Annotated in this window: 14 protein-coding genes; 11 read left to right on the forward strand and 3 right to left on the reverse strand. The window is 61.1% G+C overall.

Annotated elements, in window-relative coordinates; translation table 11 throughout:
• Positions 1 to 4: 4 nt before the first annotated feature.
• Entirely contained in the window at positions 5 to 328 is a 324-nt protein-coding gene (locus F2982_RS09235; protein WP_025555293.1) for a phosphoribosyl-ATP diphosphatase, read from the forward strand.
• The gene (gene coaA / locus F2982_RS09240) at positions 325 to 1,320 is read left to right on the forward strand and encodes a type I pantothenate kinase (RefSeq protein WP_130282913.1); all 996 of its coding nucleotides are present in this window, start codon (positions 325 to 327) and stop codon (positions 1,318 to 1,320) included. Before F2982_RS09235 ends, coaA begins: the two co-directional genes overlap by 4 nt.
• 6 nt (positions 1,321 to 1,326) lie before the next feature.
• On the opposite strand, the gene F2982_RS09245 is transcribed toward coaA, so the two are convergent.
• The 3 genes from F2982_RS09245 to F2982_RS09255 all read right to left on the reverse strand — a co-directional run bounded on the left by F2982_RS09245 (position 1,327) and on the right by F2982_RS09255 (position 4,083).
• Complete coding sequence (locus tag F2982_RS09245) at positions 1,327 to 1,938, reverse strand: alpha-ketoglutarate-dependent dioxygenase AlkB (protein WP_203429883.1); 612 nt, start codon at positions 1,936 to 1,938, stop codon at positions 1,327 to 1,329.
• 3 nt (positions 1,939 to 1,941) lie between these two features.
• Entirely contained in the window at positions 1,942 to 2,376 is a 435-nt protein-coding gene (arfB, locus tag F2982_RS09250; protein ID WP_203429884.1) for an alternative ribosome rescue aminoacyl-tRNA hydrolase ArfB, read from the reverse strand.
• A gap of 96 nt (positions 2,377 to 2,472) precedes the next feature.
• Positions 2,473 to 4,083: a phosphoenolpyruvate carboxykinase gene (locus F2982_RS09255; protein ID WP_199628048.1), complete on the reverse strand. Its 1,611-nt coding sequence runs from the start codon at positions 4,081 to 4,083 to the stop codon at positions 2,473 to 2,475.
• 338 nt (positions 4,084 to 4,421) lie between these two features.
• Between F2982_RS09255 and F2982_RS09260 the strand changes: the two genes are divergently transcribed.
• The 9 genes from F2982_RS09260 to F2982_RS09300 all read left to right on the forward strand — a co-directional run bounded on the left by F2982_RS09260 (position 4,422) and on the right by F2982_RS09300 (position 14,931).
• On the forward strand, positions 4,422 to 5,153 hold the full coding sequence (locus tag F2982_RS09260; protein WP_203430041.1) for a response regulator transcription factor: 732 nt from the start codon (positions 4,422 to 4,424) through the stop codon (positions 5,151 to 5,153).
• Positions 5,154 to 5,233: 80 nt separating this feature from the next.
• Positions 5,234 to 7,024 carry a sensor histidine kinase gene (locus tag F2982_RS09265; protein ID WP_025555286.1) on the forward strand — a complete coding sequence of 597 codons (1,791 nt, stop codon included), beginning with the start codon at positions 5,234 to 5,236 and terminating at the stop codon, positions 7,022 to 7,024.
• Complete coding sequence (locus tag F2982_RS09270) at positions 7,024 to 7,482, forward strand: serine/threonine protein kinase (protein WP_203429885.1); 459 nt, start codon at positions 7,024 to 7,026, stop codon at positions 7,480 to 7,482. The genes F2982_RS09265 and F2982_RS09270 overlap by 1 nt, the downstream gene beginning before the upstream one ends.
• Positions 7,483 to 7,624: 142 nt before the next feature.
• Positions 7,625 to 8,026, forward strand: a complete 402-nt coding sequence (locus F2982_RS09275) for a PTS sugar transporter subunit IIA (protein ID WP_025584219.1) — start codon at positions 7,625 to 7,627, stop codon at positions 8,024 to 8,026.
• Positions 8,027 to 8,035: 9 nt separating this feature from the next.
• Entirely contained in the window at positions 8,036 to 8,317 is a 282-nt protein-coding gene (locus F2982_RS09280; protein ID WP_025555283.1) for an HPr family phosphocarrier protein, read from the forward strand.
• A 163-nt stretch (positions 8,318 to 8,480) separates the two neighbouring features.
• Positions 8,481 to 9,881, forward strand: a complete 1,401-nt coding sequence (ahcY, locus tag F2982_RS09285; RefSeq protein ID WP_025555282.1) for an adenosylhomocysteinase — start codon at positions 8,481 to 8,483, stop codon at positions 9,879 to 9,881.
• 202 nt (positions 9,882 to 10,083) lie between these two features.
• A complete protein-coding gene (locus tag F2982_RS09290; protein ID WP_203429886.1) occupies positions 10,084 to 12,672 on the forward strand; it encodes a PAS domain-containing sensor histidine kinase in 2,589 nt (862 codons plus the stop codon).
• Positions 12,669 to 14,186: a tRNA (adenosine(37)-N6)-threonylcarbamoyltransferase complex ATPase subunit type 1 TsaE gene (tsaE, locus tag F2982_RS09295; RefSeq protein WP_203429887.1), complete on the forward strand. Its 1,518-nt coding sequence runs from the start codon at positions 12,669 to 12,671 to the stop codon at positions 14,184 to 14,186. Before F2982_RS09290 ends, tsaE begins: the two co-directional genes overlap by 4 nt.
• A gap of 13 nt (positions 14,187 to 14,199) precedes the next feature.
• Positions 14,200 to 14,931 (forward strand): nucleotidyltransferase family protein, encoded by a 732-nt coding sequence (locus F2982_RS09300; RefSeq protein WP_025555469.1) that lies wholly within the window; start codon positions 14,200 to 14,202, stop codon positions 14,929 to 14,931.
• Positions 14,932 to 14,933: the final 2 nt, after the last annotated feature.

Here is a 14,933-nt window from a genome sequence, read left to right on the forward strand (position 1 = left end):
TAGAATGAGCGGATTTTCCCTTTCCGATCTGGAAAAGATCGTCGACGAGCGGTCGAAGGCCTCACCGGACGAATCCTGGACAGCGAAGCTGGTTTCTGCGGGTCAGCCGAAGGCGGCGAAGAAGCTTGGCGAGGAGGCGATCGAGGCTGTCATGGCCGCGGTCACCAACGACCGGACCAACCTGACCTACGAATCGGCCGATGTCCTCTATCACCTTTTGGTCGTATTGAAGATTGCAGGCATTCCGTTGCAGGATGTCATGGCCGAACTTGAGCGGCGGACCGCTCAATCCGGTCTCAAGGAAAAGGCCAGCCGGCAGAGTTCATGAGTATCGTGTCGCAAATCATCGGAGCGCCCGAGGCGCTCGATCACTTCCAGGCGAATTCCTATTCGCCCTATCACTTCTTTTCTTCCGAGGAATGGGCGAAGTTCCGCGCCGATACGCCACTGACGCTGACCGGCGAGGAAGTGACGCGGCTGCGCTCGATGGGCGACCCAATCGATCTCGACGAGGTCCGGCGCATCTACCTTTCGCTGTCGCGCCTGCTGTCCTCGCATGTCGAATCCTCGCAGCTGCTCTTCGAACAGCGCAACCGCTTCCTCAATCTCGAGGGCGTCGCCAAGACCCCCTTCGTGATCGGCATCGCCGGATCCGTCGCCGTCGGCAAATCGACGACGGCCCGTGTCCTGAAAGAGCTGCTGCGCCGCTGGCCGTCGAGCCCGAAGGTCGATCTGATCACGACTGACGGCTTCCTGCATCCGAATGCGGTGCTGGAACGCGAAAACCTGATGCAGCGCAAGGGTTTTCCCGAAAGCTACGACACCGGCGCTATTCTGCGTTTTCTTTCGGCAATCAAGGCCGGACAGGCAGACGTCAAGGCGCCGGTGTATTCGCATCTCGTCTATGACGTGATCCCGAATGAATACAAGATCATAGACCGGCCGGACATTCTGATCTTCGAAGGCATCAACGTGCTGCAATCGCGCGACCTGCCGGCCGACGGCAAGATCGTGCCGATGGTCTCAGATTTCTTCGACTTCTCGATCTATATCGATGCCGAGGAAAAGCAGATCCATAACTGGTACGTGAACCGCTTCATGCGCCTGCGAGAGACGGCCTTCCGCGACCCCAACTCCTATTTCCACCGCTATGCCTCGATCAGCGAAAAAGAAGCGATCGCGATCGCCGAGGGGCTCTGGGCGAACATCAATCTGAAAAACCTGCGTCAGAACATCCTGCCGACCCGCCCGCGCGCCGACCTGATCCTACGCAAGGGACCGAACCACCTGATCGAACAGGTGGCGCTCAGGAAGCTTTAGCCGGATTCAGGGCGTTACACGCCTTAACGTCAGATTGATCCGGCCGCCGCTTTTCAGGAGCGTCGAGGTGGCGGGATAGATGCGGTCGACGCCATGGAAGCAGAGGCGGCCTTCGCCGCCGAGGACGATGACGTCGCCGCTCGACAGTTTCAGGGATTGGGTGCGGTCGTTGCGCGCGGTGCCGCCGATGCGGAAAAGGCAGCTGTTGCCGAGGGAGATCGAGACGACGGGCGCCTTGAGATCCTGCTCGTCTTTGTCCTGGTGCAGACCCATTTTGGCGTCGTCGGAGTAGAAGTTGATCAAGCAGGCCTGCGGCGGCAGCGGATAGCCGGAGACAGCGGTCCAGATATCGAGAAGTTCCGGCGGGATCGGAGGCCATGGTTCGCCGATGAGCGGATGAACCGGCTGGTAGCGGTAGCCGCGGTCCTTGTCTGTCACCCAGCCGAGCTCTCCACAATTGCTCATGCGGACGGACATCGGCTTTCCGGTTCCGGGCATGACAGGCGTGAAGAGCGGTGCGGCGGAAACGATCTCACGGATCGTCTCGACCATCGCTTCCTGATGGAAGCGATCGAGATAGCCTGGAAAATGCCGGATGCCGCTGGAGATTTCGAGCATGGATCAGTCTCCGCTCGGGCGGCCGCGCATCTTCTTGACTTCGGAGCGGCCGGATTTTTCCTTGAGGCGTCGTTCGACAGAGCCTTTCGTCGGCCTCGTCTTCTTGCGCGGCGGCGGCGGCGGCTTGGCCGCTTCGAGAACCAGCTCCTTGAGGCGCTCGCGCGCATCCTCGCGATTGCGGTCCTGGCTGCGGAAACGGCTAGCCTCGATCATCAGCACGCCGTCTTTCGACATGCGCCTTCCGGCAAGCTTGACGGCGTTCGCCTTGACGCGCTCAGGCAAGGACGGCGAATTCTCGATATTGAAGAACAGCTGGACCGCGGTCGAGACCTTATTGACGTTCTGCCCGCCGGGGCCGCCCGCCAGAACGAACTGTTCCGTCAGCTCCCATCCGGCGATGGTGATCCTGTCATTGATGAAGAGCGCGTCGCTGGCCATGCGAGACCTATCTCACATCGGCCGTGATTTTGGAACAAGCAAAGAAAAACCCGGCAGTTTCCTGCCGGGTTTCACGTGAATCATCAGCCGTTTAGATTACTCGGCAGCAATCTTCAGGCCCGGTGCCGCGTCACGCACGCCGCCATCGACATGATCTTCGAACTTGGCGAAGTTGGCGATGAACATGCCGACGAGCTTTTCGGCCTGGCGGTCGTAGGCTGCAGCATCGGCCCAGGTCGAGCGCGGGTCGAGAATGCCGTTGTCGACGCCAGCGACAGAAACCGGAACGGCAAAGCCGAAGTTTGTGTCGGTGCGCAGGTCAGCCTTGGCGAGTTCGCCCGAGAGAGCTGCGGCCAGCAGTGCGCGCGTCGCCTTGATCGGCATGCGCTTGCCGGTGCCGTATGCGCCGCCGGTCCAGCCGGTATTGACCAGCCAGCATTCGACGCCGTGACGGCCGATCAGCTCCTTCAGGAGGTTGCCGTATTCCGCCGGATGACGCGGCATGAAGGGGGCGCCGAAGCAGGTCGAGAAGGTCGCTTCGGGCTCGGTGACGCCCTTTTCGGTACCGGCGACCTTTGCCGTGTAGCCGGACAGGAAGTGGTACATGGCCTGTTCAGGCGTCAGGCGGGCAATCGGCGGCATGACGCCGAAGGCATCGGCAGTCAGCATGATGATCGTCTTCGGATGCGCGGCGAGGCCGGTCTTCGAGGCGTTCGGGATGAAATCCAGCGGATAGGCACAACGGGTGTTTTCCGTCAGCGATCCGTCATCGAAATCCGGCTCACGCTGGTCGTTGAGCACGACGTTTTCGAGAACCGTGCCGAAGCGCTGCGTCGTCGCGTAGATTTCCGGCTCGGCTTCGGCCGACAGGCGGATGGTCTTGGCGTAGCAGCCGCCTTCGAAATTGAAGATGCCGTTTTCGCCCCAGCCATGCTCGTCGTCACCGATCAGCGTGCGGGCCGGATCGGCCGAAAGCGTCGTCTTGCCGGTGCCCGACAGGCCGAAGAAGACCGCGCTGTCGCCATCCGGACCGGCATTGGCCGAGCAGTGCATCGGCATGACGCCCTTGGCCGGCAGCAGGTAATTGAGGACGGTGAAGACCGACTTCTTCATTTCGCCGGCATAGGACGTGCCGCCGATCAGCACGAGACCCTTGGTGAGGTCGCAGGCGATGACGGTCTCGGTGCGGCAGCCGTGGCGTTCCGGATCGGCCTTGAAGCTCGGCAGATCGATGATCGTCAGTTTCGGCACGAAGGTTTTCAGCGCTTCGAGCTCCGGACGGATCAGCAGGTTACGGATGAACAGCGAGTGCCAGGCGAATTCGGTGACAACACGCGACGGCAGCGCATGACCGGCATCGGCACCGCCGATCAGGTCCTGAACGAAAAGTTCCCTGCCCTTCGCATGAGCCAGCATGTCGGCATGAAGCACGGCGAAATGCTCCGGCGACATCGGCTTGTTGTTGTCCCACCAGATTTGCGTCTCGGTGTTGGCGTCGCGGACGACGAACTTGTCGCGCGGCGAGCGGCCAGTGTGCTGGCCGGTCAATGCGCGGAGCGCGCCCTGGGCGGTGAGTTCGGCTTCTCCACGGCGAATCGCCTCCTCGTAAAGAGAGGCGGCGGTAAAGTTATAGCGAACGCTTGCTGCGCTCTCCAAACCAATCGTCGCCAGCGCTACCGCCGGGTTATGAACTCCGAACGTTTCCATCGCTTTTCCCTTTACTGAGGCATCAAGCCGTTAAAACTGACGCGAACCTAAGGTGGGGAATTTTAAAAGGCAATACGGTGTAATTCAAAAAAGGTAACGATATCAAATAATTAATCGATTTAAATTACTCTCGCTATTTTTAAATCGTTTGAACTGATGGGTTTGGTTCAGTTTGTCGCACCACCTTTGATTGCAGCTCGAATAATCCGGCAATCCTCCCCTTTATCTTTGCCACAATTTGTTCCACCTTTATCCTCCATAAGCGCATCCGGCCGGAGAGGCCGCCTGGGGACATCAAAAATTCCGGGAGATGCGCATAGATGACGGAGACGAACACCATGCCGACAATCGCGCTCGTTGACGACGACCGCAACATCCTCACCTCAGTGTCGATCGCACTGGAGGCCGAAGGATATAAGGTCGAGACATACACGGATGGCGCTTCGGCCCTTGATGGTCTTATCGCCCGCCCGCCGCAACTCGCCATCTTCGATATCAAGATGCCGCGTATGGACGGGATGGAGCTGCTGCGCCGCCTGCGACAGAAATCTGACATGCCTGTCATTTTCCTGACCTCCAAGGATGAAGAGATCGACGAGCTCTTCGGCCTGAAGATGGGCGCCGACGACTTCATCACCAAACCGTTCTCGCAGCGCCTGCTGGTCGAGCGCGTTCGCGCCGTGCTGCGCCGCGCCTCGAGCCGGGAAGCCGCGGCCGCGGCAGGCACCGGTGCCGCGCCGAAGCCGGGCGTCGCACAGCCGGCCCGCTCGCTGGAGCGTGGACAGCTGGTCATGGACCAAGAGCGCCATACCTGCACCTGGAAGGCCGAGCCAGTGACGCTGACGGTCACCGAATTCCTGATCCTGCATTCGCTTGCGCAGCGTCCAGGCGTGGTCAAGAGCCGTGACGCGCTGATGGACGCGGCCTATGACGAGCAGGTCTATGTCGATGACCGCACGATCGACAGCCACATCAAGCGGCTGCGCAAGAAATTCAAGATGGTCGACAACGATTTTGATATGATTGAGACGCTCTACGGAGTGGGTTACCGCTTCCGCGAAGCAGCCTGACGCCTTAAAGCGCGGCGCATGATTGTTGTTGAGGGCTCGCTGGCCGCATTTCCGGCCGCGCCCTCCGAAAGGGCCTGTCGTTGGCACAGTTGGTGCAGGAAAGGGATCTGGATGATGCGGATGGCGTAACCGGCCGCCGCGTCAGGGGAAGGCGATGGTCGCATCCCTTCACCATCATCCGCCGGATCTTCGGCAATGCCGTCTTTTCCAGCCTGACGCGCCGCATCCTGTTCTTCAATCTGGCGGCACTGCTCGTTCTCGTCGGCGGCATCCTCTACCTCAACCAGTTTCGAGAAGGCCTGATCGACGCCCGCGTCGAGAGCTTGCTGACCCAGGGCGAAATCATTGCCGGCGCCGTCTCGGCATCGGCCTCCGTCGATACCAACTCGATCACCATCGACCCGCAGAAGCTGCTGGAGCTGCAGGCGGGACAGAGCATCACACCGGTTCCAAACGACGAAGATCTCGAATTCCCGATCGATCCGGAAAAGGTGGCGCCGGTTCTGCGCCGGCTGATCTCGCCGACCCGCACGCGCGCCCGCATTTTCGATGCCGACGCCAATCTGCTGCTCGATTCTCGTCATCTCTATTCGCGCGGCCAGGTGCTGCGTTTCGACTTGCCGCCGGTCGAGGAAGAGAAGCAGACCTGGGGCGAATGGTTCACGACACTGTTCAACAAGGCACTGCAGCCCGGCAATCTGCCGGTCTATAAGGAAGCGCCTGGTGGTGACGGCTCGATCTATCCCGAGGTGATGAATGCGCTGACCGGTGTGCGCGGCGCGGTCGTTCGCACCACCGAGAAGGGCGAGCTGATCGTTTCGGTCGCGGTGCCCGTCCAGCGTTTCCGTGCAGTTCTCGGCGTCCTTCTTCTGTCGACGCAGGCCGGCGATATCGACAATATCGTGCACGCCGAGCGCCTGGCGATCATGCGCGTGTTCGGCGTTGCCACGCTCGTCAACGTGCTCTTGTCGCTCGTTCTGTCTTCGACGATCGCCAATCCGCTGCGCCGCCTCTCGGCCGCCGCGATCCGCGTCCGCCGTGGGGCCAAGGAGCGCGAGGAAATTCCGGATTTCTCGGCCCGCCAGGATGAAATCGGTAACCTGTCGATCGCGCTGCGCGAAATGACCACGGCGCTCTACGACCGTATCGATGCGATCGAGAGTTTCGCCGCCGATGTCAGCCACGAGCTCAAGAACCCGCTGACCTCGCTTCGCAGCGCTGTCGAGACCTTGCCTTTGGCCAAGTCCGATGATTCCAAGAAGCGGCTGATGGATGTCATCCAGCACGACGTTCGCCGCCTCGACCGCCTGATCAGTGACATCTCCGACGCCTCGCGGCTCGATGCCGAATTGGCACGCGTCGATGCCCGCTCGGTCGATCTGGAGAAGTTCCTCACCGATCTCGTGGAGGTCTCCCGGCAGATCCGCAGCAAGAACAAGGATGTGCATATCGAGCTGGTGATCGAGCGCAAGCCGGGGGTAAAGACCCGCTTCGTCGTCAATGGCCATGACCTGCGCATCGGCCAGATCGTCACCAACCTGATTGAAAATGCCCGCTCCTTCGTGCCGCAGGAAGGCGGACGGATCATCGTCCGGCTGGTGAGGACGCGCTCGCGCTGCCTCGTCTATATCGAGGACAACGGTCCCGGTATCCAGGCTGAAAATATCGACCGCATCTTCGAGCGCTTCTATACTGATCGCCCGGAATCCGAAGGTTTCGGCCAGAATTCCGGTCTCGGCCTGTCGATCAGCCGTCAGATTGCCGAGGCGCATGGCGGCTCGCTCAGGGCAGAGAACATCATCGATGCCGAAAGCGCCGAGATCCTTGGCGCGCGGTTCATCCTTGCCCTGCCCGCGGATGCGCATAGCTGATGGCGCCGCCGGTCAACGTTCACGCAACGGCGATCCGGATCAACCAAACCGGGCTGATGTTTGCCGGCCCCTCGGGCTGGGGCAAATCGATGCTTGCCTTTACCTGCCTGACGGAAGCCCGGCGTCTCGGATTGCCCGCGATGCTCGTTGCCGACGACCAGGTTTTTGTCGAACATCGTGGCGGCGAGATCATCGCCAAGCGCCCGGATTCGATTGCCGGACTGATCGAATTGCGCGGCACCGGCATCGTTTCGCTCGAGAGCATCCCCGAAGCGGTGATGCACTTTGCGATCCTTCCTGCCAACGTTTCCGGACCCGACCGGCTACCGCCCAACGACGAGCAGATCGAAGTTGCCGAAGGCTTTGCACTGCCGGTGATCCGGCTTCTTGCGAATACATCCGTACCTCTCGCAATTTTGATGGCAAAGGCGCCCGAAATCGGAATGGAATGCCGCTGAAACCGCCGGAATCGCCCCGTATCGCTGCATTTTTGTCTTGCACTTCGGTTTTTGATCGCCAAGATGTGCCCCACCGGTGGACGCGATTGTTGCATTGCGATATTGGGGCCGCCGTTGATATGCCATTGGGAGCAGTTAAATCATGATCGGACTTGTGCTTGTCACTCATGGCAAGCTGGCTGAAGAGTTTCGTCATGCTGTCGAGCACGTCGTAGGTCCTCAGAAATTCATCGAGACGGTCTGCATCGGCCCCGAAGACGATATGGATCAGAGGCGGCAGGACATTCTCCAGGCAGTCGCCGGCGCCGATGACGGTCATGGCGTGGTGATCCTCACCGACATGTTCGGCGGGACCCCTTCCAATCTGGCAATTTCCGTGATGAGCAGCGGCCACACCGAAGTGATCGCCGGCATGAACCTGCCGATGCTTATCAAGCTCGCCGGCGTACGCGGCGAGAACAATATGGAAAAGGCCCTGGCCGAGGCTTCGGAAGCCGGCCGCAAGTATATCAACGTCGCGAGCCGCGTTCTCAGCGGTAAATAACGGGCCTTCATGACCACGACGCAGCTCTCCCGGGAACTCCTCATCATCAACAAGCGCGGCCTGCACGCCCGCGCCTCGGCGAAATTCGTCCAGATGGTCGATACGTTCGATGCGACGATCACCGTGTCGAAAGACGGGATGACGGTGGGCGGGACCTCGATTATGGGACTGATGATGCTGGCCGCGAGCCCCGGCTCGACGGTGCTGGTGACCGCCAGCGGCAACCAGGCCACCGAAGCGCTCGAGGCGCTGGATCAGCTGATCCAGAACAAATTCGGCGAAGAAATCTAAGAAATCGCCGACATATAAACATATAAAGACTTCTTTATATCCTTATTGCCTTCCCACAAGAAGCCTGCTAAACGGCAAACATGGCCGTGCAGACCGCACGCGCTCTGCTGCGCCCATTGCGCACTTTTGATTTATTGACACGCTTTTCAGCCTGGAGACCTCTATGAGCACTGAAAAAGATTATGTCGTCGCCGATATCGCCCTCGCAGATTTCGGCCGTAAGGAAATTACGATCGCCGAAACCGAAATGCCGGGCCTGATGTCCAGCCGCGAAGAATTCGGCAAGTCGCAGCCGCTGAAGGGCGCGCGCATCACCGGCTCGCTGCACATGACGATCCAGACGGCTGTTCTCATCGAGACGCTGGTGGCGCTCGGCGCCGAAGTCCGCTGGGCTTCGTGCAACATCTTCTCGACGCAGGACCATGCCGCTGCCGCGATCGCCGCTGCCGGCATCCCGGTCTTCGCGATCAAGGGCGAGTCCCTCGAAGATTACTGGACCTACACCGACAAGATCTTCCAGTGGGCCGACGGCGGCTTCTCCAACATGATCCTCGACGACGGCGGCGATGCGACCATGTACATCCTGCTCGGTGCCCGCGCCGAAGCCGGTGAAGACGTGCTGTCGAACCCGCATTCGGAAGAAGAAGAGATCCTTTTCGCTCAGATCAAGAAGCGCCTCGCCGCTTCTCCGGGCTGGTTCACCAAGCAGCGCGACGCGATCAAGGGCGTCACCGAAGAAACCACCACGGGCGTCAACCGCCTCTACCAGCTGCATGCCAAGGGCCTGCTGCCGTTCCCGGCAATCAACGTCAACGACTCCGTCACCAAGTCGAAGTTCGACAACAAGTACGGCTGCAAGGAGTCGCTGGTTGACGGTATCCGCCGCGGTACCGACGTCATGATGGCCGGCAAGGTTGCCGTCGTCTGCGGTTACGGCGATGTCGGCAAGGGTTCTGCCGCTTCGCTCTCCGGCGCCGGCGCCCGCGTCAAGGTTACCGAGGCCGACCCGATCTGCGCCCTGCAGGCCGCCATGGACGGTTATGAAGTGGTTCTGCTCGAAGACGTCGTATCTTCGGCCGACATCTTCATCACCACGACCGGCAACAAGGACGTCATCCGCATCGACCACATGCGTGCGATGAAGGACATGGCGATCGTCGGCAATATCGGCCACTTCGACAACGAAATCGAAGTTGCCGCGCTGCGTAACCTCAAGTGGACCAACGTCAAGCCGCAGGTCGACCTGATCGAGTTCCCGAAGGGCAACCGCATCATCCTGCTGTCGGAAGGACGCTTGCTGAACCTCGGCAACGCCACGGGTCACCCGTCGTTCGTCATGTCCGCGTCCTTCACCAACCAGACGCTGGCGCAGATCGAACTCTTCACCAAGCCGGAGCAGTATTCCAACCAGGTCTACATCCTGCCGAAGCACCTCGACGAGAAGGTCGCCCGTCTTCACCTCGGCAAGCTCGGCGTCAAGCTGACCCAGCTTTCTGAAGAACAGGCTGCCTATATCGGCGTGAAGCCGCAGGGTCCGTTCAAGGCTGACCACTACAGATACTAATCGTATCTCGACTATCCACAACATCTTGATGGGCGCCGCATTGACATTTGCGGCGCCCTTATTTTTTGCCTCCTACCTTCCCGCTGAATCCCATCCGAAGTATTGTTTTAGAACTCGATTCGTGGCCCGGACTCGTCCGTTTGCCCGAAAATGGGATGTCTTGTCGTGATGCGGCACATTGAAAGACGGAGACAGACCGGGGATGCCGGAAGAAGAAAAAAGCCTGCCGGGACAGGTGGATGACGGCGTTCGGCCAGAAGCCCACCTGAGAGCGGCAGCACAAAACGATAAACTTGCGGCGGCCGGGCGGGCCGTGAAGCAAGGAAAGGGATCGCTGATGCGACTGGCGCAGATCTGCGCCGGCGGTACTGCGATTTCTGCGCTCGCACGCCCCGTGATGGCTCAGGTCGAGTCCGAAGCGGCGGCATCGGCCCACCTCTTCACCTCGTCTCAGGTCGTCGGCGTTTCCGTCGTCATCGGCGTGATTTCGGCCGCCCTGCTCTCGACATTGTGGTCAGTGCGCCAGCGCGGCAATATCGAGACCGAAAGCCGCGAGATGCGTACGGCTCTGTCCGATGCGCAGCAGCGAATTTCGCAGTACCAGGCGCTGATCGCCGACAAGAACCGCCGCATCGTCATCTGGGACGGCAATGAGCGGCCCGAACTGCTGGGCCAGCTGCCGGCCGAAACCGGCGCGCCGCAGGACAATGAATTCCTGGCATTCGGCCTGTGGCTGAAGCCACGCTCGGCCTCCGAACTCGACCGCGCCATCGACCGGCTGCGCGAAGCGGCGCAGAGCTTCGATATGGTCGTCGAGACCAATCGCGATGAAATCCTCGAAGCGCAGGGCCGGGTTTCCGGCGGCCGCGCCTTCGTTCGCTTCGTTGCGCTCAACAATCTGCGCGCCGAGCTTGCCGAACTGAAGATCGAGCGCGACCGGCTGATGTCGTCGATCTCGGCCTTCCAGAACCTGCTCGACGCGATCGACCTGCCGGCATGGCAGCGCGATACCGATGGCCGCCTGACCTGGGTGAACCAGGCCTATGGCGATGCCGTCGAGGCGACCACGCCGCAGCAGGCGATCAACGAGAGCCGCGAAATCCTGACGACCGTCGCCCGCGAGCGCATCCGCGCCACAGCAACGCCGGAATCGCCGTTCCATGACAAGATTTCCACCGTCGTCCACGGCAACCGGACCTTCTTCGACGTCGTCGACGTCAAGGTGCCGAGCGGCTCTGCCGGTATCGCGATCGACGTTTCGGATGCGGAAGCCGTCCGCGCCGAGCTTGAGCGGACGCTGAAGAGCCATGCCGAAACGCTCGACCATCTGGCGACACCTGTTGCGATCTTCGACGGCGACCAGCGGCTGCAGTTCTATAACCAGGCTTTCGTGACCCTCTGGGAACTCGATATCGCCTTCCTCGAGCGCAAGCCTGACAATGCCGAGCTTCTCGAGCGCCTGCGGGTGGCGAAGAAGCTGCCGGACCAGCTGAACTGGAAGAGCTGGAAGGATACGGCGCTGGCCGTCTATCGCTCGCTCGACACCAAATCCGATGTATGGCACCTGCCCAACGGACAGACGCTGCGCGTCTTCGCGACCGCCCATCCGCAGGGCGGCGCAACCTGGGTATTCGAAAACCTGACCGAACAGGTCGATCTAGAGACCCGCTACAACACGCTGGTGAAGGTTCAGGGCGAGACGATCGACCACCTCTCCGAGGGTGTCGCGGTGTTCGGCGCCGATGGCAGGGTTCGTCTTGCAAATCCGGCCTTCCGTGTGCTTTGGGGCATCACCGAAGCCGAAGCCAAGCCCGGCACGCATATCCGCGCCGTCGGCGAGGCCTGTGTGCAATCCTATGACCGGCCGGATGGCTGGAAGACCTTTGCCGAGCTGATCACCAGCTTCGACGACGAGCGCCGATCGAGCCAGGGCACGCTTGAGCTCTTCTCGGGCCTCGTGCTCGACTATGCCGTCATTCCGCTGCCGAACGCCCAGACCATGCTGACCTTTGTCAACATGACGGATGCGGTGCGCGCCGAGCGGGCGCTGACGGAAAAGAACGAAGCGCTGCGCAAGGCCGACGAGCTGAAGAACGATTTTGTCCAGCACGTTTCCTACGAGCTGCGCTCGCCGCTGACCAACATCATCGGTTTCACCGACCTGCTGCGCACGCCGGGCGTCGGCCCGCTGAACGACCGGCAGGCCGAATATATCGATCATATCGCCACCTCGTCGTCGGTGCTGCTGACGCTGGTGAACGACATTCTCGATCTGGCGACCGTCGATGCCGGGATCATGCGGCTGAACTATTCCGAGATCGATCTCAGCGACCTGCTGGACGACGTTTCGATGCAGATCGCCGACCGGCTGCAGGAAAGCGGCGTGACGCTCGAAATCACCGCTCCGGCGCAGCTCGGCACGATCGTTGCCGATCCGCAGCGCCTGAAGCAGATCCTGCTGAAGCTCCTGTCCAATGCGGCGAACTTCTCGCCGGAGGGCGCGGCGATCGCGCTCGAATGCCATCGCGAAGGCACGGATTTCGTCTTCTCGGTTGCCGACCGCGGCCCCGGCATCTCGCAGGAGATGATTGCAACCGTCTTCGACCGCTTTGCCACGGGCGCGAAAAGCGGCAAGCGCGGCGGAGCAGGCCTCGGCCTCTCGATCGTCGACAGCTTCGTCAGCCTGCATAACGGCAAGGTCACGATCGACAGCAAGCCGGGCCGCGGCACCACGGTTGTTTGCCGGATTCCATCGGTGAACTTGCCGCGCGCCGTCGCAGCTGCCGAATGACCGCCAGCGGCGCGCCAATCTCGCTCTTCCTGGCAGACGAGGCGGCAACGATCCGCCTCGGCGAAGATCTGGCGCTCGCCCTGAAAGCCGGCGATTGCCTGACGCTCTCAGGCGATCTCGGCGCCGGAAAATCCTCGCTGGCGCGGGCGCTGATCCGCGCTACCGCCGATGATCCGGGCCTCGAAGTGCCGAGCCCGACCTTCACGCTTGTTCAGTCCTACGACATCAGAATTCCCGTCTCGCATTTCGATCTCTATCGTCTTGCCGACGGATCGGAGCTGGAAGAACTCGGCTTCGACGAAGCGCTGCAAAACGGTATCTGTCTCGTCGAATGGCCGGAAATGGCGCAGCACGAGATGCCCGAGGATCGCATCGTCCTGGTGCTCGAGCACGAAGGCCAGGGACGCCGCGTGACGATCACGGCACCGGAAAAGAAAGCAGAGCGGATTGAGCGCGTGCTGGCGATCCGCACGTTTCTTGGTGGTCTCGGCTATGAGACGGCCAGCCGCCGGTTCCTGACCGGCGATGCATCGCTGCGCGCCTATGAAGCCGTCTATCCGGCCACCGGCGGCAGGAAGATCCTGATGGACTGGCCACCACTCCCCGAAGGCCCCCCGGTTTTGGACGGCAAGCCCTATCCGAAGGTCGCCCATCTCGCCGAGAATGCCTATCCTTTCGTCGCCATTGCCGATGCGCTGCGCGAGCGCGGCTTTGCGACCCCCGAAATCTACGGCGTCGATTATGCGCAAGGTATTTTGCTGATCGAGGATCTCGGCACCGAAGGCGTTCTCGATGCCGACGGTCTGCCGATCGCCGAGCGCTACCGCGAAAGCGTCGCCTGCCTGGCGCGGCTGCATGGCATGCAGACCCCGCAGGACATTCCAGCCGGCAAGGGCCAGATCCATCACGTTCCGGATTTCGACCGAACGGCCATGAAGATGGAAGCGCGCCTGCTGCTCGACTGGCATCTGCCATGGAAGCGCGGCGGCGCGGCCGCGGCCGAAGCGGAGCGCGACGAGTATCTCTCGATCTGGGACGCGCTGATCGATCAGCTGGCGGAGGCAGAAAAGAACCTCCTGCTTCGCGACTTCCACTCGCCCAACATCATCTGGCGGGGTGAAAAGCAAGGCGTGCAGAAGGTCGGGCTCATCGATTTCCAGGACGCGATGATCGGGCCGACATCCTACGATCTCGCCTCGATCGCCCAAGACGCCCGCGTCACCATCGAACCACCGCTGTTCCGCGAGCTGATGGACGGCTATCTAGACATCCGCCGCAGCCAGGGCGGCTTCGACGAGGCTTCCTTCCTGAAAAGCTGGGCGATCATGTCGGCGCAACGCAATTGCAAGCTTGCGGGATTGTGGGTGCGTCTGCTGCAGCGCGACGGAAAACCGGGCTATCTCAAGCACATGCCGCGCTCGCTCGCCTATCTCCACGTTGCCTTGGAGCACGAGGCGCTTGCCCCCTTGCGCGAATGGTGCGCAAGGGCTGGAATAGTCACCAGCGAATCATAAGTTCCGGACCAGAATGACGATCAAACAAGCCATGGTACTGGCGGCGGGTCTCGGCACCCGCATGCGCCCGATCACCGACACGATGCCCAAGCCGCTGGTGAAGATCGGCGGCAAGCCGATGATCGATTATTCGCTGGATGCGCTGAAGCAGGCCGGCGTAGAAGTTGCCGCAGTCAACGTCCATCATTTCGCCGATCAGATGGAAACCCACCTCAAGACCTATAGCGGTCTCGATGTGCTGATATCGGACGAGCGCGAGGCGCTGCTGAACAATGGCGGCGGCATCGTCAAAGGCCTGACATTGCTGGGCCGCGACACGATCTTCGTGATGAATGCCGACCTTTTCTGGATCGGCGAGAAGCCGGGCGAACCAAGCAACCTGGATCGCTTAGCCGGATTCTTCGATCCTGAGCGTATGGACATGGCCATGCTCTGTGTGCGCATCGAAGACACGACCGGCCATAATGGCGTAAACGATTTCTCTATTGGCCCGGATGGACGGCTGACGCGCTATCGCGACGATCAATCCAATCCCGTGGTCTATGCCGGCGCCTTCGCCATGAAGCCCGAGTTTCTGGACGATGCTCCGCGCGATCCGTTCAACATCAACATCTATTTCGACAAGGCGATCAGCCGCGGGCGCCTCTATGGCATGATGATGGACGGCCATTGGCTGACCGTCGGCACGCCGGAGGCCGTCGGCGAGGCGGAGGAAACGATCCGGCGATTCCGGACGTTTGCCTGAGC

Origin of the sequence: Rhizobium sp. BG4, from assembly GCF_016864575.1 — a bacterium.
Classification (GTDB): domain Bacteria; phylum Pseudomonadota; class Alphaproteobacteria; order Rhizobiales; family Rhizobiaceae; genus Rhizobium.

What these genes read in the sequence shown, in the direction of transcription:
- F2982_RS09270 (WP_203429885.1), top strand. Translation starts at nt 7,024, where the DNA reads ATGGCGCCGCCGGTCAACGTTCACGCAACGGCGATCCGGATCAACCAA.
- ahcY (WP_025555282.1), top strand. Translation starts at nt 8,481, where the DNA reads ATGAGCACTGAAAAAGATTATGTCGTCGCCGATATCGCCCTCGCAGAT.
- tsaE (WP_203429887.1), top strand. Translation starts at nt 12,669, where the DNA reads ATGACCGCCAGCGGCGCGCCAATCTCGCTCTTCCTGGCAGACGAGGCG.
- F2982_RS09260 (WP_203430041.1), top strand. Translation starts at nt 4,422, where the DNA reads ATGCCGACAATCGCGCTCGTTGACGACGACCGCAACATCCTCACCTCA.
- coaA (WP_130282913.1), top strand. Translation starts at nt 325, where the DNA reads ATGAGTATCGTGTCGCAAATCATCGGAGCGCCCGAGGCGCTCGATCAC.
- F2982_RS09275 (WP_025584219.1), top strand. Translation starts at nt 7,625, where the DNA reads ATGATCGGACTTGTGCTTGTCACTCATGGCAAGCTGGCTGAAGAGTTT.
- arfB (WP_203429884.1), bottom strand. Translation starts at nt 2,376, where the DNA reads ATGGCCAGCGACGCGCTCTTCATCAATGACAGGATCACCATCGCCGGA.
- F2982_RS09280 (WP_025555283.1), top strand. Translation starts at nt 8,036, where the DNA reads ATGACCACGACGCAGCTCTCCCGGGAACTCCTCATCATCAACAAGCGC.
- F2982_RS09300 (WP_025555469.1), top strand. Translation starts at nt 14,200, where the DNA reads ATGACGATCAAACAAGCCATGGTACTGGCGGCGGGTCTCGGCACCCGC.
- F2982_RS09290 (WP_203429886.1), top strand. Translation starts at nt 10,084, where the DNA reads ATGCCGGAAGAAGAAAAAAGCCTGCCGGGACAGGTGGATGACGGCGTT.
- F2982_RS09235 (WP_025555293.1), top strand. Translation starts at nt 5, where the DNA reads ATGAGCGGATTTTCCCTTTCCGATCTGGAAAAGATCGTCGACGAGCGG.
- F2982_RS09255 (WP_199628048.1), bottom strand. Translation starts at nt 4,083, where the DNA reads ATGGAAACGTTCGGAGTTCATAACCCGGCGGTAGCGCTGGCGACGATT.
- F2982_RS09245 (WP_203429883.1), bottom strand. Translation starts at nt 1,938, where the DNA reads ATGCTCGAAATCTCCAGCGGCATCCGGCATTTTCCAGGCTATCTCGAT.